The sequence below is a fragment of the Niallia oryzisoli genome (assembly GCF_036670025.1).
GTDB lineage: Bacteria > Bacillota > Bacilli > Bacillales > Cytobacillaceae > Bacillus_BD > Bacillus_BD oryzisoli.
The window spans coordinates 5,312,259-5,327,500 of the sequence record NZ_CP137640.1; the positions used below are offsets into that span (position 1 = coordinate 5,312,259).

Sequence of the window (15,242 nt, forward strand, 5' to 3'; positions counted from 1 at the left end):
AAAAGGGAGATTCCTCATGATGATGAAGAATCTCCCTTTTACTATTAGCGATTAACTAAATACAGAAGTAAATGCTTCATTTAACTGACGGCGGTGATAAAAAATACCTTGGCCAAGCTTGTCTTCTGTCCAAGTAATCGTTGGGAAGTCAGAATACACAGCATATCCTCCAGTGTACACTTCGTTACGGTTTCCGGATGGGTCAAAGAAGTAGATTGTTTGACCTCTTGTTACACCATGACGAGTAGGTGTTACGTCAATTTCAACCTCATTACGGGAAAGAATATCGGAAGCTCTTAAAATATCATGCCAGCTTTCTAAGTACCAGCCTGCGTGGTGGATTTTTCCTACAGGTCCTTTAATTAACGCAATATCGTGTCCAGTCATGGTTGTTGTGAGCCAAGTGGCAATTAAATCTTCACCATCAACGGTAACGATTTTTTCTGTTTCTACAAAGCCTAGTACCTCTTTGAATAGTCTCTTTGTATTGACTACATCATCACCTGATAATAAGGCATGGTCAAGGCGGTGCGGTGCAATTCCTCTTAGTCCATCTGGCCATGGATGTGGATTCAATGTTCCAGTTGGAACGCCTACATATTCAATATCATGATAGAATTCGATTTTATGTCCTGTTGGAACAAGAACACGGATTGCCTGTCCTTCACCAATACGGGATTTATTTGACACACGTTCAACTGTGCAGCCAAAGTCAGTAATTTTCTTTTCTAATGTATCTAAAACATCGTTGTTTGTTACTTTAAATGCCATGTGATCCATACCAGCAGAATCAGATTTTTCTAAAATAACGCTGTGATGATCCCATTCGTCCCAGGCTTTTAGATAAACTCTGTTTTCGTCACGGCCTGTAATGTCAAGACCTAGAACATTCGTATAGTAATCAACTGATTTTTCAAAGTCATGAACTCGTAGCTGGATACGTCCCAATCTTTCAATTCCGTTAAAATTCATCATCGTTTAACTCGCCCCTTTTTTCATTACTAGAATTCGTTCATTTCACAGGTGTTCTACAAAACTATTACTGTTCAATCCTTCATTGATAAAAAGGCGATCCTCCCAAATGCACCTGATTTATCAATGGTTCCCCCGGAACTACCATCATTCATATAACATCTATGAAATTAATATTTACAAATAAATGATAACGCTCTCAGACTTTGTAAACAATGACACGACATGTCTGAAAAAATGATTTAATTCGACACTAACTGTTGTTTTTTTAACTATCTTACAATATTTATAGACAAATACCCGCACAACCGACATTTATATTTCCTCTTTCAAGAAAAAATAAAAGGACGAAAAAGAGCCATCAATGAATGATGACTCTTTTTCTAATCCATAAGCTGTTTTCAGTTAACTAAAAACAATTAATTATTGTGCTTTTACAAATTCAGCTGATTTTACGCCTGCTTGACGGCCGAAGACGATGATTTCACCTACAGAGTTACCGCCAATACGGTTCTGACCGTGTAATCCGCCTGTTACTTCACCAGCTGCGAATAGACCAGGAATTGGTTGTCCATCTTTATTTAGCACTTCTGTATTCGTGTTGATAACGACCCCGCCCATTGTGTAGTGAATTCCAGGGCCGATTTTGATAGCGTAGTATGGAGCACCGGTTAAAGCGTTGTCCATTGCTGTTGTTCTGCCAAACTCTGCATCGTTTTTATTTGTTACTGCATTGTTCCAAGTATCAAGCGTTGTTTTTAAATCTGCTGCTGGAACACCCATTTTTTCTGCAAGTGCTTCAATTGTATCGCCTTGTACAGTAAAGCCCATTTTCTCGTATTGTTCAATCGCTTTTGCACGAGACTTTACGCCGGAATCAAATACCAGCCAAGCATTTTTTTCTGGAAGTGCATTAATAGCAGCAGTCACATTATCGCGGGTATCCATTTCGTTATGGAATCTTTTGCCTTCTGCATTAACAAGAATCGCACCCTCACCGCGAACCACTTCACCAATTAAGTAAGATTTTTCCTGCTGTACAGTTGGGTGAACTTGGATTTGATCCATATCAACAGTTGTACCGCCTAATTTTTCAATCATTGAAATTCCGTCGCCAGTGCTGCCTTCTTGGTTTGTTGTTACATAACCAGCTAGGTCAGGTCTTACTTTCTCGATCATGTCAAAGTTCGCTCCGAAACCGCCAGTTGCTACAATAACAGCCTTTGAAGTAATCGTTTTTTCATCTGTTCCGTTGAAAACAACTTTAACGCCGTTTACTTTGCCGTCTTTTTCGGTAATTTCTTTTACATCAGCATTAACAAAAAGAGGAATTTGCTGCTCTTGTACATTTGTTACCAAACCTTTTACAAGGTATTGTCCGACAGCCGATCCGTCTTCAGGACGGTGTGTACGCTCTACGCTCATACCGCCTGTAATCGTGATATTGTTCAGACGAATGCCAATAGAGTCTAACCAATCGATGGCAGCGGCGGAATTATCCACGAAGAAGCGAAGCATTTCTGGATTATTTGTTCCTTTTCCGCCTTTTAATGTCTCTTCATAAAACTTATCGTTGCTATCTTGAATGCCTTGCTCTGTTTGGAACTTTGTTTGAGAGGCGTTCATACCAGATGATGATTTGGATGTGTTTCCACCAGCAATCGGCATTTTTTCTAAAATAACCGGGTTCATACCGGCTGCCTTTGCTTCAAGCGCAGCAGTCATACCGGCACCACCAGCACCGATAATAACGATATCATAGTTATCTTTAAGCTCTTCGTAAGGAGTATAGCTGCCTTCTTCTGAAGCACCTGATACCGCTTCTTCTTCTTTATTAGCTGCTTCTTCTTTTTTTTCTTCTTTCGGATTTTCCTTTTGCGGCGCACTCGCATTGTTGCTTCCACAGCCCGCTGCAATCAGCATGAATATACTCAAGAAGAGTACAAAAAATATGCTTTTTTTCTTCATTGTTTTCATCTCCCATTATGTGAATCTCTGCACATATGTTAATGCTCTATCATTTTACAAATTTTTATTACGTACAGCTATATAAAACTCATTTATTAAAAAAGTTGTCATAAAGCTTTGGACATTACTCGAATTTAAATCTATCGAATAATACTTTTATCACAATATCTAACATTTCGTTCATCATTTTTATAAAAACATTTAAAGAATAAATCATTCATGAATATGAACTAGATTTATTGCATAACCGAAAAACCTGCTCTCTCATTCGATGTTCAACCTGTCATAATAGTCATTTATATGCCTCTTTTTAGAATAATTTTAACAATAGAAATATTATTCTAAAGGTATAATCTTGCACCTATGGGCTATATGATAGTAGTACGTTGACTATCTTGGATTGGAGGCTGGATTCATGACCTTAGCCGAAGTTTTGCAAAAGCGTACGATCCTTCAACAATATAAAAGCTGGTATGTTTTGGACAGCGATTTCTCTTGGAATATTCGTTCTGTCTATCATGAAATTTTTGCCCATTTAGATAACGTTTTTCACATTCCTGTTGTTTTTTGTTCGATTCGGGAAGCGAATCAGATCATCAGCGATTTAGGCGATGATGAGGATGAATATTTGCGTTTTGCCGCGGGAATTTATTGGAGGGAGCTAGGGATCGTCTTTATTTTTCAATACGAGGAATACGAAACCTTGATTGAAACTCTTTTCCATGAATACCGTCATGTGATGCAGGATATTGACCCAGACTTCCGGCATCATTTCGAGACCGATAAAAAATTGCCTTATAAGGAACGCATAACGGAAATCGATGCCTTTCAGTTTGCAAAGGAAAAAACGGATACGTATTTCAGGACCCTTTATGAGAGGGAAAATGTGGTTTAGTATGACTTATTTATTATATTAATATAACAAAAGAGAAAGATCATTTTCGATCTTTCTCTTTTTTGTATGTGTATAAAATAGTGTGGATCTTTTTATTGAAGATTACTTACCCTTTGTTACATTGCTACTGAAAAAACAAATTGCTCTGGCTTTTGAGCCTCTAATTTATGAAGCTCTGAGAAGTATTTTTTATACTCAACGATTGATAATTCGCCATAAATATAGCTTTTTTGCAGATAATCTAATAATTCATTGACATGTAATGGGTTACGCTTTTTCACCGATTCAAAACGCTTAGTTAATTCTTCTAACATGATTCATCCACTCATTTCATTTATTATTTTATCACCTTGCTTATGTTGGATTTAGTATAACACGTTAAACCCATTGTGTTTTATTATAAAAATTTTCAAACTAACGACATTTTTCTACAAAAACTTTGTCGAAGCAGGGGGAGGTTCTTATGCTTCTGAAAAAGCGGAGGGACGGTTCTCTTGCTTCCAAAAAAGGAAGCAAGAGAACCGTCCCTCTGCATTCTTTAATTTTTTTCTGTTGATAAGGATAGTGCTTTTTTTCCTAGCAGCATGCTTCCTGTGAGGAGAGCGCTGATTGCCAGGATGACGAGGATGATGAATACGGTGTGCAGACTTTCGGCTAATGCATGTCCGTAAAGTTCGTCGCTCAGCCATAGTCCGGATACGGCGATTCCGATGGCTTGGCCGAGGTTTCGCAGTAAGTTAAAGGCGCCCATAGCTGCTCCGCGGAGCTTCCATTCTACTGCTGATTGAACCGCTACTGTAAAGGCAGTGAGGGCCAATCCAAAGCCCAATCCAAGAATGGCTGTGATGACCATCATGAACGCAATGGTCGTTTGATCATTCATGAAAATTAAACCAAATGTTCCCAAGAACACGATAGAAATACCTGTTACGGCAATTTTTCCAATCGGTGTTTTGGCCAGCCATCGCCCTGAAATCATCGCTCCCAGCGGCCAGGTTATCGACATCGGCAGCATGGAAATACCGGAAACAGTCGCATTTAGGTTGTTCACACCTTGAACCCATAGAGGGATATAAAACGTAACAGTTACTAGAATAAAACCGAATAGAAAACCGGCTGTATTAGCAACGGAAATAAATTTATTTTTAAATAACGATAACGGCAGCATTGGCTCTTTTGAATTTTTTTCAATCCAGAAAAAGAGGCCCATTCCAACAACGGCAACCGCCAGCAGCAACAGGATACTGCTTGTTAGTGCTTTCTGCTCTTTCAATAACGTTAATGCATAGAGAAACGAGGTCATACTGACGGCAAAGGTAAAAATGCCCGGGTAATCAATGATTTGCTTTTTCTTTTCCAGATTCTCCTGTAAGGATACCCATAGCAGAATCAAGGAAACAATACCAAACGGAAGATTCATAAAGAATATCCAGTGCCAGGAAATGTAATCAACAATAAAGCCTCCAGCCAGCGGCCCGATGATTCCGGAAATACCCCAGACAGCACTGATCATCCCTTGAATCTTTGCCCGCTGTTCAAAGGCAAACACATCACCGATAATTGTAAAGGGGATGGTGGTCAAGGCACCTGCTCCTATTCCCTGAATCATACGGAACCAGACAAGCTGCTCCATTGTCTGTGCCAGACCTGATAACATTGAACCCACGACAAAAATAAGAACGCCAAGTGTAAACATCAGCTTTCTTCCATATAAGTCAGCCATTTTTCCAAAAATAGGCGTTCCAATTACCATCGCTAATAAATAGACAGATATCACCCATGTATAAAGCTCACTGCCCCCTAAATCCTCCACAATCACCGGCATAGCCGTACTCACAATCGTTCCCTCAATCGCCGTAAGAAACGTTGCAATCAACAACGCCCAAATAACCGACTTTTGATTCGTCTCCTTTTTCATGAAAATCCTCCTTTAGGAAGCAAAGGGACGGTTCTTCTACTTCCAGCTAGTATGTGTCATGTGTCGCAGCCTATATATCCGCCTCTGGCTTTTTGCTGCGCTTGTCTTGTGCTTCCTGTTCATATATCTCAATCGGTAATCCATCCGGGTCAGCAAAAAATGTGAATTTTTTTCGCGTATAGGGGTCTATCCTAATCTTTTCCACTTCTACCTTTTGCTCCGTTAAATAGCTAACCTCCTCCTCTATATCCTCGACGGCAAACGCAAGATGGCGTAATCCCGCTGCCTCCGGGTAACTCGGTCGTTTCGGCGGGTTGGAAAATGAAAACAACTCAATCTGGTAGTGGCCGTTCACCTCAAGATCCAATTTATAGGAATCCCTTTCTTCCCGGTAGACCTCCCTGATTGGAGTCAACCCAAGAATCCTTATGTAGAAGTCTTTTGATTTCTCATAGTTTGAACAAATGATCGCAACATGGTGGATGTTTAGTAATTTCATCGCTCTTCTTGCCTTTCTTGAAAATGAGTTACAAGGAGAATAGTATCATATTTCGATCTATATGAAATGCAAAAAGACCTGTTGGAGAACCTCATTTTTTCGACAAGGATGTTGATTCTCTTTATCGCACAAAAAGAACCTGTAATAAATTACAGATCCTTGTTTGTTCTATCGTTACATTAAGTAATTTTTTAAAGCATCTTGTAAAAAACTATTTGCTTCGAAACCAAAAAGCTAGGCTCAACCTTCATTCACGCCTTCTTTTGGCGTTATCAACGAGTTCAATAAATTCCAGCAGGAGGATGAACGGCCATAGGAGGACGAAGTTGATTTCTTTTAGGATGGTGTTGAGGGTTTGTTCCTTAAAGAACCATAAGATGGTGAAGCCGATTAACAGGTAAAGGGCTATTTGCAGAAGCATCTGATCACCTTCTTAATCCTTTATTGCAGTTTATTCAATTCTGGGTATTTGGTGACAAAAAAATGGGCTTTATTTTTGTTGAGACCCATTTTTATAAAAAAATCCTACAAAACCCCGCTGCAAAAAGTCGGATGGTTCCCGTTGCATCCTGTTATTCTAGTGATATAGGAGGTCATCAAGATGGATTCCCTTAAAAACCTGAACCAAGCGTTAACATATATCGAAGAAAACCTTACTAATGAGATTAATTTAAAGGAGGCTGCTAGGATTGCACTGTGTTCTGAATATCAGTTTAAACGGATGTTTTCCTTTCTTGCCGGTATCCCGCTGTCAGAGTATATCCGCCGCAGACGTCTGACGCTTGCTGCTTTTGAGCTTCGTGATAGCTCCACGAAGGTATTGGATCTGGCTGTGAAATACGGTTATAACTCTGCCGATTCGTTTACCCGTGCGTTTGTTCATTTGCATGGCATTTCCCCGTCAGAAGCAAGAAACAGCGGACATTCTTTGAAGGCTTTTCCGAAAATGAGCTTTCAGTTAACGATAAAAGGAGGAAATGAAATGAACTATCGTATTGTAGAAAAAGAGGCGTTCCGCGTTGTGGGGTTAATGAAACGAGTCCCAATTGTATTTAACGGGGTAAATCCAGAAATCTCTGCCATGTGGCAAAGCTTGGATATGGAAACAATCACGCTGTTAAAGAGCCTTTCAAATGTGGAGCCAATCGGACTGCTGAGTGCCTCTACTAATTTTTCTGAAGACCGGATGGAGGAAAAAGGCGGGCTTGATCATTATATAGGTGTGGCTACAACGGAAGAGTGCCCGAAAGGTATGTCACAACTTGAGGTTTCAGCTTCCACTTGGGCGGTATTTGAGGCCGTCGGGCCGTTTCCTGAAACACTGCAGAATGTATGGGGCCGGATTTATTCTGAATGGCTGCCTTCTGCAAATTATCAGTTAGTGGAAGGACCTGAGATTCTTTGGAATGAATATAAAGATTTAACATTGCCTGAGTATCGAAGTGAAATATGGATTCCGGTTACGAAAAAGTAACACTTGTCTGCTCCATTTAAGGAAAGCAAAAAACAAGCAGTTCCCACTGCTTGTTTTTTTGTTGCTATTCTAAGTAAATTTTCTTTCCTCTTAGCTTCGGGACCGTAATTTGCAGCAAACCGTCTTTGTAGGAGGCTTTGACCGTTTTTTCATTAATCGGCTGCGGAAGTGCAATCGTTCTGCTTGACCGCTGCATCGATTGCTGCCTTCTGATAACGGCACGGTTCTCATCTTCTTCCGTTATGGACTCGGATGATTGAATGGAAATAGTTAAGTAATGATCAATAATATCTATATCAATTTGTTCGCGATTAATTCCCGGAAGCTCAGAGGTAATTCGGTATTCATTTTCTGTTTCGGTGACATCCACGTTGAAAGAAGGAGTAAACAAGAAAGGCTTTTGAAACAGCTCATCCATTTGCTGTAACAATCCTTTGATCGGTTTCTCATTGAAAAAATGAGTTAGAGGCCTCATTAACTCTCCTAACGAAAAATCGCTCTCATTTTTCTTACGCTCAGACATATCGTCATCCCTCCCAGGCAAGAATCTTACCTCTATATCCTATGCAGGTTTAAAGAGGATGTGAAAGAACATTTGCTTTAGTGCTGTAGAGAGGCGGGGGACTGTCCCCCAGTGCTTTAAAGCGCTGGGGGACTGGCCCCCTCTTTGTTACCGTATTAAAGCATTTCACTCTGTTCTCCTGCTAGAAAATTCAAAAAGGAAGCATAAGAACCGTCCCCATGTTTCGTATGATATGGTAGAATAGCTAAATAGTGCTTATTGTGTTGGGAGGAGGCTCTGGTTTGTTAGAATCCCTGTTGTTGAATTTTTTGTTTTTGCTTTTGCCGGTTTTGGCCTTTCTGATTTTTTTTGAGAATCGTGTTCATTATATAAGTAGTCCGATTACGTTGATTCTTGCTGCTTTGTCCATGATCCTTTGTATGACGTTTCCGATTCATTTGGAGAGCGGGTTTATATTTGATTTGCGTTATATTCCCTTTGTCATTCTTTCACTTTTTGGCGGGCATAAATTAACATTGATCGTGTATCTTGCTCTGAATATCTATCGATTTATCATTGGCGGAGACGGAACGGTCGAGTCCTTTCTGTTTTCGACCGCTATATTTCTGATTGTTCCGCTATTCAGCAGGAAGTTCCATCAATTAGAATCACGGAAAAGAATTTATTTGGCTGCAAGCATTTCTCTTACTATCATGCTTATATACTTATCCATTCTTTCAAGGCAGGTTCCTTTAAATCGCGAATATTGGTTACTGGCAATTAATGCTGTATTGACCTATATGATCATGACCGCCATTCTAATGTATTTAATTGAGCAGATTATCTCCAATATGAAAGACCGGGAGGCCTATTTACACTCAGAACGATTACATTTAATCAGTGAATTATCAGCCAGTGTTGCCCATGAGATTCGCAATCCACTGACCGTGACAAACGGATTTTTACAACTATTAAATGAATCAAAGGAAATCCCCCAGAAAGAAAAAGGCTTTATTGAATATTCATTACTGGAGCTGAAGCGTGCAGAGCAAATAGTCAGTGACTTTCTCGCCTTCTCCAGACCACAATCGGAAAACATGGTCTATTCCGATTTTAAAGAGGAAGCCGAGTATACGAAAAACATTTTACTGCCCTATGCCCATATGCATCAGGTCACGATTCAGCTTTCTTTTCAAAATAATTTACGAAAAGAATATGATAGGAATCAAATGCAGCAATGCTTAATTAATTTATGTAAAAATGGAATTGAAGCGATGAAGGAAACAGGCGGCATTTTGATAATCGACGTATCCGAACAGAAGAATCAGATTTTGATCACGATAAAAGACACGGGTATTGGTATGACAGATGAGGAGATTTCTCGTTTAGGCAAGCCTTATTACTCTACGAAAAATCATGGGACAGGCCTCGGTATGCTGATGGTTTACAGTACCATTCATAAAATTAAAGGAAATATTAAAGTAGAAAGTGAAAAAAGGAAAGGAACAACCTTTACGATCACTATTCCGGTTTAATTTTCTATAAAAAAAGCTCCTGCAGTTTGATGCTGCCAAAGGAGCTTTCTTCATTAAATACGGGCATTTTTCAAAATTGAAATCAGCTGGTCACGGTTCGGATAATCGGATTCGGAAAACTGCTGAATGGTTAGATTCACATCATAGGTCACCCTGACAATCGACGTCTGGCAGCTGCCTTCTTGAATATCCAGCAGCGCGTAGGAAGCCTTATCGTTTCCATCAAACGGAAGCCCGACACTGCCAATATTTATAATGCATTTGCCATTTAAATATCGGATGTATGGTCTATGAATATGAGCATAGACATAAACATCTGCCGCCTCTATCATCATCTTCGTTTCCAATGTCTCTTCACTTTCATGAGGAAGAACGATTTCGAAAAGGCTCTCCGGTGTGGCGTGATAGGCATGAATCATTACGCCCTCTACCTCCAGCTTTAATTCTAACGGTAGACCTTGCAGATAATCAATCGCTTCAGCATCCAAATGGGAACAAATCCACTCTCGCTCCTTATTCATCATTTCCAGTGCTTGATCGGGCACCTCTCCCTTGTACACTCCACGAATGACCCATTCATCCGCATTTCCCTTAATTACCTCCGTTTGTAATGAACGGACAAGATCCAATGATCGCTGCGGCTCAGGACCCCGATAACAGATATCTCCTAGACAATAGATTTTATCAACGGCGCGCTCCTTTATATCCTTCAGTACGGCATCAAGTGCATTCGCGTTTCCATGGATATCTGAGATGAAAGCAATCTTCATTCTACCCTCTCCTTTATTTCAAATTATTTTTATTTTATATGAACATATCCGCTTGGACAAACTTATAGACTAGATTTTTGCTTTCATTCAAGTATGATAATCTAGCAAACTCACGTATTTGAAAAAAATTTGATAAATATGGACTGCCCTTTTTAAATACTTGTCCATACCTTTTTTTACTACAAGCATATTTTACTAATAGAGATATAAGAAAGGAGGAAAAGATATGGAAGAAAAAAAGCGTCACCACATTCGCTTTGATAAGGGCAATCTTGCAGGAATGTTTGATGATGATGGAAACATAATTTTGAAGGTAGATAAAGTAATTATCTACGCTGATGATGTGGTTATTATTAAAAAGGACGATGACGATAAACATCATCACCACCATCACCACAAACATCATGGTCATCACCATCATCATGATCATGATCATGATCATGACCGTGATCATAAAGATGATCATCGCGAAAGTAAAAGAAAACCTCTTTTTAAGAGTTATTAATTATAGTCGGCCAGGCATGGAAGATTTCTCTTCTATGCCTTTTACAATTAGATAGTAAAAATAATAGAAAAGACCTAATCTAAGGATTAGGTCTCATTTATTTAGGCTATGTATTTTTAAAATATAGAATGGCTCCGCAGGTAGGATTCGAACCTACGACCGATCGGTTAACAGCCGATAGCTCTACCACTGAGCTACTGCGGAATAATGCTAATTCTGTCTAGCTTCGGCTCCTTGCTTTTCAGCCACTTCGATCCGCTCCCGCAATTCCAAAACCGGGATTTGCATGATCGGCTCTCCACCGTCTCTCAAAGCAGGGCAGTCGCCTACGCATTTCATATAATGGTGGGCCTAAATGGACTCGAACCATCGACCTCACGCTTATCAGGCGTGCGCTCTAACCAGCTGAGCTATAGGCCCATTATTTTATGGAGCGGGTGATGGGAATCGAACCCACGACAACAGCTTGGAAGGCTGTAGTTTTACCACTAAACTACACCCGCAAAGGAACTGGGCTAGCTGGATTCGAACCAACGAATGACGGAGTCAAAGTCCGTTGCCTTACCGCTTGGCTATAGCCCAAAACAAATGGGGCGGCTGATGGGAATCGAACCCACGAATGTCGGAACCACAATCCGATGCGTTAACCACTTCGCCACAGCCGCCATAATGGTGGAGGGGGACGGATTCGAACCGCCGAACCCGAAGGAGCGGATTTACAGTCCGCCGCGTTTAGCCACTTCGCTACCCCTCCGATATATAAAGGCTAAATCTGTTCATAAGAAAAGGTGGCTCAGGACGGAATCGAACCGCCGACACATGGATTTTCAGTCCATTGCTCTACCGACTGAGCTACTGAGCCAACATACAATATTTATTTTAAAAATGGCGGTCCGGACGGGACTCGAACCCGCGACCTCCTGCGTGACAGGCAGGCATTCTAACCAGCTGAACTACCGGACCAGATTGCGGGGACAGGATTTGAACCTGCGACCTTCGGGTTATGAGCCCGACGAGCTACCGGACTGCTCCACCCCGCGATAATAGAAAATATATAATTTGACTGGCGGAGGAAGAGGGATTCGAACCCCCGCGCGGTTTAACCCGCCTGTCGGTTTTCAAGACCGATCCCTTCAGCCGGACTTGGGTATTCCTCCGCTTAGAAAACAGTGGATCTTGTAGGACTCGAACCTACGACCGGACGGTTATGAGCCGTCTGCTCTAACCAGCTGAGCTAAAGATCCAATACATATGGTAGCGGCAGAGGGGATCGAACCCCCGACCTTACGGGTATGAACCGTACGCTCTAGCCAGCTGAGCTACGCCGCCATTGTATTAATCTTATCTATAAAAAATGGTGGAGCCTAGCGGGATCGAACCGCTGACCTCCTGCGTGCAAAGCAGGCGCTCTCCCAGCTGAGCTAAGGCCCCATTTTTATTTGGAAAATTGGATGGTCGGGAAGACAGGATTCGAACCTGCGACCCCTTGGTCCCAAACCAAGTGCTCTACCAAGCTGAGCTACTTCCCGCATATGGCGCGCCCGAAAGGAGTCGAACCCATAACCTTCTGATCCGTAGTCAGACGCTCTATCCAATTGAGCTACGGGCGCATTAATCGTTAGTTAGTTTGCCAAAGCAAAAAACTTTGGTTATTTTACTCTCATAAAAAACCTTGGTGCCGAGGACCGGAATCGAACCGGTACGGTAGTCACCTACCGCAGGATTTTAAGTCCTGTGCGTCTGCCAGTTCCGCCACCCCGGCAAAATCATAAGAGCGGAAGACGGGATTCGAACCCGCGACCCCCACCTTGGCAAGGTGGTGTTCTACCACTGAACTACTTCCGCAAATATATTTAAATGGTGCGGGTGAAGGGAGTCGAACCCCCACGCCTTGCGGCGCTAGATCCTAAGTCTAGTGCGTCTGCCAATTCCGCCACACCCGCATATGGAAAGTTACTTTTACCGAAGCAAAAAACTTTGGTGAGCCATGAAGGACTCGAACCTTCGACCCTCTGATTAAAAGTCAGATGCTCTACCGACTGAGCTAATGGCTCGAACATAGTTTATGTTTATGACATAGCTAGTGGTCTTGTGCGTCAAAAGCCTTTGGCTTTTGTTGCAGTCGCAGTCTCTTCGAGACGGTGCGACACTCTACCGACTGAGCTAATGGCTTAAACAATAAGATGCCGGCCAGAGGACTTGAACCCCCAACCTACTGATTACAAGTCAGTTGCTCTACCAATTGAGCTAGGCCGGCAAATATGGAAGATTATTTTCACTACGTGAAAAAATTATGGTGGAGGATGACGGGCTCGAACCGCCGACCCTCTGCTTGTAAGGCAGATGCTCTCCCAGCTGAGCTAATCCTCCATAATAAAAGAGAGTTATTTCACAGTCGTGAAAAACTTTGGTGACCCCTACGGGATTCGAACCCGTGTTACCGCCGTGAAAGGGCGGTGTCTTAACCGCTTGACCAAGGGGCCATATTAAAAGGTAAGCCTGGCAACGTCCTACTCTCACAGGGGCAAGGCCCCAACTACCATCGGCGCTGAGAAGCTTAACTTCCGTGTTCGGGATGGGAACGGGTGTGACCTTCTCGCCATTGTTACCAGACTATTTTGTTGAAGGATTGTTCCCTCAAAACTAGATAATTGACAAGTTCATTCATTGAATTGTGGTTAAGTCCTCGACCGATTAGTATTTGTCAGCTGCACGTGTCACCACGCTTCCACCTCAAACCTATCAACCTGATCATCTTTCAGGGGTCTTACTAGCTTGACGCTATGGGAAATCTCATCTCGAGGGGGGCTTCATGCTTAGATGCTTTCAGCACTTATCCCTTCCGCACATAGCTACCCAGCGATGCTCTTGGCAGAACAACTGGTACACCAGCGGTGCGTCCATCCCGGTCCTCTCGTACTAAGGACAGCTCCTCTCAAATTTCCTACGCCCACGACGGATAGGGACCGAACTGTCTCACGACGTTCTGAACCCAGCTCGCGTACCGCTTTAATGGGCGAACAGCCCAACCCTTGGGACCGACTACAGCCCCAGGATGCGATGAGCCGACATCGAGGTGCCAAACCTCCCCGTCGATGTGGACTCTTGGGGGAGATAAGCCTGTTATCCCCGGGGTAGCTTTTATCCGTTGAGCGATGGCCCTTCCATGCGGAACCACCGGATCACTAAGCCCGACTTTCGTCCCTGCTCGACTTGTAGGTCTCGCAGTCAAGCTCCCTTGTGCCTTTACACTCTACGAATGATTTCCAACCATTCTGAGGGAACCTTTGGGCGCCTCCGTTACTTTTTAGGAGGCGACCGCCCCAGTCAAACTGCCCACCTGACACTGTCTCCCACCCCGATCAGGGGTGCGGGTTAGAATGTCAATACAGCCAGGGTAGTATCCCACCGACGCCTCCACCGAAGCTGGCGCTCCGGCTTCTCAGGCTCCTACCTATCCTGTACAAGCTGTACCAAAATTCAATATCAGGCTACAGTAAAGCTCCACGGGGTCTTTCCGTCCTGTCGCGGGTAACCTGCATCTTCACAGGTACTATAATTTCACCGAGTCTCTCGTTGAGACAGTGCCCAGATCGTTACGCCTTTCGTGCGGGTCGGAACTTACCCGACAAGGAATTTCGCTACCTTAGGACCGTTATAGTTACGGCCGCCGTTTACTGGGGCTTCAATTCAAAGCTTCGCTTACGCTAACCTCTCCTCTTAACCTTCCAGCACCGGGCAGGCGTCAGCCCCTATACTTCGCCTTGCGGCTTCGCAGAGACCTGTGTTTTTGCTAAACAGTCGCCTGGGCCTATTCACTGCGGCTTTTCAGGGCTATTCACCCTAAAAAGCACCCCTTCTCCCGAAGTTACGGGGTCATTTTGCCGAGTTCCTTAACGAGAGTTCTCTCGCTCACCTTAGGATTCTCTCCTCGCCTACCTGTGTCGGTTTGCGGTACGGGCACCTAATCCTCACTAGAGGCTTTTCTTGGCAGTGTGGAATCAGGAACTTCGGTACTATATTTCCCTCGCCATCACAGCTCAGCCTTCACGCCAACGGGATTTTCCTCGCTGACAGCCTAACTGCTTGGACGCGCTAATCCAGCAGCGCGCTTACCCTATCCTCCTGCGTCCCCCCATCGTTCAAACGGATTTTGGTGGTACAGGAATATCAACCTGTTGTCCATCGCCTACGCTTTTCAGCC

Annotated in this window: 12 protein-coding genes, 22 tRNA genes and 2 rRNA genes (1 of these 36 only partly in view); 4 read left to right on the plus strand and 32 right to left on the minus strand. The window is 42.9% G+C overall.

Annotated features, from left to right (window positions below; genetic code table 11):
• Positions 1–51: 51 nt before the first annotated feature.
• Together R4Z09_RS26410 and R4Z09_RS26415 are read right to left on the minus strand one after the other, a co-directional pair.
• Entirely contained in the window at positions 52–975 is a 924-nt protein-coding gene (locus R4Z09_RS26410; RefSeq protein ID WP_338449668.1) for a catechol 2,3-dioxygenase, read from the minus strand.
• Between the two features lie 420 nt (positions 976–1,395).
• Entirely contained in the window at positions 1,396–2,940 is a 1,545-nt protein-coding gene (locus tag R4Z09_RS26415) for a flavocytochrome c (RefSeq protein ID WP_338449669.1), read from the minus strand.
• A 415-nt stretch (positions 2,941–3,355) separates the two neighbouring features.
• Between R4Z09_RS26415 and R4Z09_RS26420 the strand changes: the two genes are divergently transcribed.
• Positions 3,356–3,835 carry a DUF3920 family protein gene (locus R4Z09_RS26420; protein ID WP_338449670.1) on the plus strand — a complete coding sequence of 160 codons (480 nt, stop codon included), beginning with the start codon at positions 3,356–3,358 and terminating at the stop codon, positions 3,833–3,835.
• Between the two features lie 116 nt (positions 3,836–3,951).
• Here R4Z09_RS26420 and yppF read toward each other — a convergent pair whose 3' ends face one another.
• From yppF to R4Z09_RS26440, 4 genes are all read right to left on the minus strand, one after another.
• Positions 3,952–4,149 carry a YppF family protein gene (gene yppF / locus R4Z09_RS26425; RefSeq protein WP_338449671.1) on the minus strand — a complete coding sequence of 66 codons (198 nt, stop codon included), beginning with the start codon at positions 4,147–4,149 and terminating at the stop codon, positions 3,952–3,954.
• Between the two features lie 224 nt (positions 4,150–4,373).
• Positions 4,374–5,753: an MDR family MFS transporter gene (locus R4Z09_RS26430; protein WP_338449672.1), complete on the minus strand. Its 1,380-nt coding sequence runs from the start codon at positions 5,751–5,753 to the stop codon at positions 4,374–4,376.
• Positions 5,754–5,823: 70 nt separating this feature from the next.
• Positions 5,824–6,252, minus strand: coding sequence for a VOC family protein (locus R4Z09_RS26435; protein ID WP_338449673.1), 429 nt, complete (start codon positions 6,250–6,252; stop codon positions 5,824–5,826).
• A gap of 247 nt (positions 6,253–6,499) precedes the next feature.
• Complete coding sequence (locus tag R4Z09_RS26440) at positions 6,500–6,673, minus strand: hypothetical protein (protein WP_338449674.1); 174 nt, start codon at positions 6,671–6,673, stop codon at positions 6,500–6,502.
• Positions 6,674–6,853: 180 nt separating this feature from the next.
• Between R4Z09_RS26440 and R4Z09_RS26445 the strand changes: the two genes are divergently transcribed.
• Positions 6,854–7,726: an AraC family transcriptional regulator gene (locus R4Z09_RS26445; RefSeq protein WP_338449675.1), complete on the plus strand. Its 873-nt coding sequence runs from the start codon at positions 6,854–6,856 to the stop codon at positions 7,724–7,726.
• Positions 7,727–7,790: 64 nt separating this feature from the next.
• Here R4Z09_RS26445 and R4Z09_RS26450 read toward each other — a convergent pair whose 3' ends face one another.
• On the minus strand, positions 7,791–8,249 hold the full coding sequence (locus tag R4Z09_RS26450) for an Hsp20/alpha crystallin family protein (RefSeq protein ID WP_338449676.1): 459 nt from the start codon (positions 8,247–8,249) through the stop codon (positions 7,791–7,793).
• 281 nt (positions 8,250–8,530) lie between these two features.
• Between R4Z09_RS26450 and R4Z09_RS26455 the strand changes: the two genes are divergently transcribed.
• Positions 8,531–9,763, plus strand: a complete 1,233-nt coding sequence (locus R4Z09_RS26455) for a HAMP domain-containing sensor histidine kinase (protein ID WP_338449677.1) — start codon at positions 8,531–8,533, stop codon at positions 9,761–9,763.
• A gap of 53 nt (positions 9,764–9,816) precedes the next feature.
• Here the strand turns inward: R4Z09_RS26455 and R4Z09_RS26460 are convergent, their stop codons facing one another.
• Entirely contained in the window at positions 9,817–10,533 is a 717-nt protein-coding gene (locus tag R4Z09_RS26460; RefSeq protein ID WP_338449678.1) for a metallophosphoesterase family protein, read from the minus strand.
• A gap of 226 nt (positions 10,534–10,759) precedes the next feature.
• Between R4Z09_RS26460 and R4Z09_RS26465 the strand changes: the two genes are divergently transcribed.
• Entirely contained in the window at positions 10,760–11,038 is a 279-nt protein-coding gene (locus R4Z09_RS26465; RefSeq protein WP_338449679.1) for a hypothetical protein, read from the plus strand.
• 129 nt (positions 11,039–11,167) lie between these two features.
• On the opposite strand, the gene R4Z09_RS26470 is transcribed toward R4Z09_RS26465, so the two are convergent.
• The 24 genes from R4Z09_RS26470 to R4Z09_RS26585 all read right to left on the minus strand — a co-directional run.
• Positions 11,168–11,242, minus strand: a tRNA-Asn gene (locus tag R4Z09_RS26470).
• A gap of 139 nt (positions 11,243–11,381) precedes the next feature.
• Positions 11,382–11,458, minus strand: a tRNA-Ile gene (locus R4Z09_RS26475).
• Between the two features lie 9 nt (positions 11,459–11,467).
• Positions 11,468–11,541, minus strand: a tRNA-Gly gene (locus R4Z09_RS26480).
• A gap of 7 nt (positions 11,542–11,548) precedes the next feature.
• A tRNA-Gln gene (locus tag R4Z09_RS26485) sits at positions 11,549–11,620 on the minus strand.
• A gap of 7 nt (positions 11,621–11,627) precedes the next feature.
• Positions 11,628–11,703 (minus strand) — tRNA-His (locus R4Z09_RS26490).
• 5 nt (positions 11,704–11,708) lie between these two features.
• A tRNA-Tyr gene (locus R4Z09_RS26495) sits at positions 11,709–11,792 on the minus strand.
• A gap of 35 nt (positions 11,793–11,827) precedes the next feature.
• A tRNA-Phe gene (locus R4Z09_RS26500) sits at positions 11,828–11,900 on the minus strand.
• Between the two features lie 24 nt (positions 11,901–11,924).
• Positions 11,925–12,001: transfer RNA gene (locus R4Z09_RS26505), tRNA-Asp, on the minus strand.
• Between the two features lie 3 nt (positions 12,002–12,004).
• Positions 12,005–12,078: transfer RNA gene (locus R4Z09_RS26510), tRNA-Met, on the minus strand.
• 24 nt (positions 12,079–12,102) lie between these two features.
• A tRNA-Ser gene (locus R4Z09_RS26515) sits at positions 12,103–12,195 on the minus strand.
• Positions 12,196–12,208: 13 nt separating this feature from the next.
• Positions 12,209–12,282, minus strand: a tRNA-Ile gene (locus R4Z09_RS26520).
• 8 nt (positions 12,283–12,290) lie between these two features.
• A tRNA-Met gene (locus R4Z09_RS26525) sits at positions 12,291–12,367 on the minus strand.
• 26 nt (positions 12,368–12,393) lie between these two features.
• A tRNA-Ala gene (locus tag R4Z09_RS26530) sits at positions 12,394–12,469 on the minus strand.
• Positions 12,470–12,490: 21 nt separating this feature from the next.
• Positions 12,491–12,567: transfer RNA gene (locus tag R4Z09_RS26535), tRNA-Pro, on the minus strand.
• Between the two features lie 4 nt (positions 12,568–12,571).
• Positions 12,572–12,648 (minus strand) — tRNA-Arg (locus R4Z09_RS26540).
• A 63-nt stretch (positions 12,649–12,711) separates the two neighbouring features.
• Positions 12,712–12,800: transfer RNA gene (locus tag R4Z09_RS26545), tRNA-Leu, on the minus strand.
• An 11-nt stretch (positions 12,801–12,811) separates the two neighbouring features.
• A tRNA-Gly gene (locus R4Z09_RS26550) sits at positions 12,812–12,883 on the minus strand.
• Between the two features lie 13 nt (positions 12,884–12,896).
• Positions 12,897–12,981 (minus strand) — tRNA-Leu (locus tag R4Z09_RS26555).
• Between the two features lie 35 nt (positions 12,982–13,016).
• Positions 13,017–13,092 (minus strand) — tRNA-Lys (locus R4Z09_RS26560).
• A 130-nt stretch (positions 13,093–13,222) separates the two neighbouring features.
• A tRNA-Thr gene (locus R4Z09_RS26565) sits at positions 13,223–13,295 on the minus strand.
• Between the two features lie 37 nt (positions 13,296–13,332).
• Positions 13,333–13,408: transfer RNA gene (locus R4Z09_RS26570), tRNA-Val, on the minus strand.
• Positions 13,409–13,446: 38 nt separating this feature from the next.
• Positions 13,447–13,521: transfer RNA gene (locus tag R4Z09_RS26575), tRNA-Glu, on the minus strand.
• 14 nt (positions 13,522–13,535) lie between these two features.
• Positions 13,536–13,651 (minus strand): 5S ribosomal RNA (gene rrf, locus R4Z09_RS26580).
• A gap of 61 nt (positions 13,652–13,712) precedes the next feature.
• A 23S ribosomal RNA gene (locus tag R4Z09_RS26585) occupies positions 13,713–15,242 on the minus strand; it runs 1,403 nt beyond the window's last position.

Bases quoted from the DNA above. Each gene is read 5' to 3' on its own strand.
- R4Z09_RS26420 (WP_338449670.1), top strand. From the start codon at position 3,356: ATGACCTTAGCCGAAGTTTTGCAAAAGCGTACGATCCTTCAACAATAT.
- yppF (WP_338449671.1), bottom strand. From the start codon at position 4,149: ATGTTAGAAGAATTAACTAAGCGTTTTGAATCGGTGAAAAAGCGTAAC.
- R4Z09_RS26415 (WP_338449669.1), bottom strand. From the start codon at position 2,940: ATGAAGAAAAAAAGCATATTTTTTGTACTCTTCTTGAGTATATTCATG.
- R4Z09_RS26440 (WP_338449674.1), bottom strand. From the start codon at position 6,673: ATGCTTCTGCAAATAGCCCTTTACCTGTTAATCGGCTTCACCATCTTA.
- R4Z09_RS26445 (WP_338449675.1), top strand. From the start codon at position 6,854: ATGGATTCCCTTAAAAACCTGAACCAAGCGTTAACATATATCGAAGAA.
- R4Z09_RS26450 (WP_338449676.1), bottom strand. From the start codon at position 8,249: ATGTCTGAGCGTAAGAAAAATGAGAGCGATTTTTCGTTAGGAGAGTTA.
- R4Z09_RS26410 (WP_338449668.1), bottom strand. From the start codon at position 975: ATGATGAATTTTAACGGAATTGAAAGATTGGGACGTATCCAGCTACGA.
- R4Z09_RS26460 (WP_338449678.1), bottom strand. From the start codon at position 10,533: ATGAAGATTGCTTTCATCTCAGATATCCATGGAAACGCGAATGCACTT.
- R4Z09_RS26430 (WP_338449672.1), bottom strand. From the start codon at position 5,753: ATGAAAAAGGAGACGAATCAAAAGTCGGTTATTTGGGCGTTGTTGATT.
- R4Z09_RS26435 (WP_338449673.1), bottom strand. From the start codon at position 6,252: ATGAAATTACTAAACATCCACCATGTTGCGATCATTTGTTCAAACTAT.
- R4Z09_RS26465 (WP_338449679.1), top strand. From the start codon at position 10,760: ATGGAAGAAAAAAAGCGTCACCACATTCGCTTTGATAAGGGCAATCTT.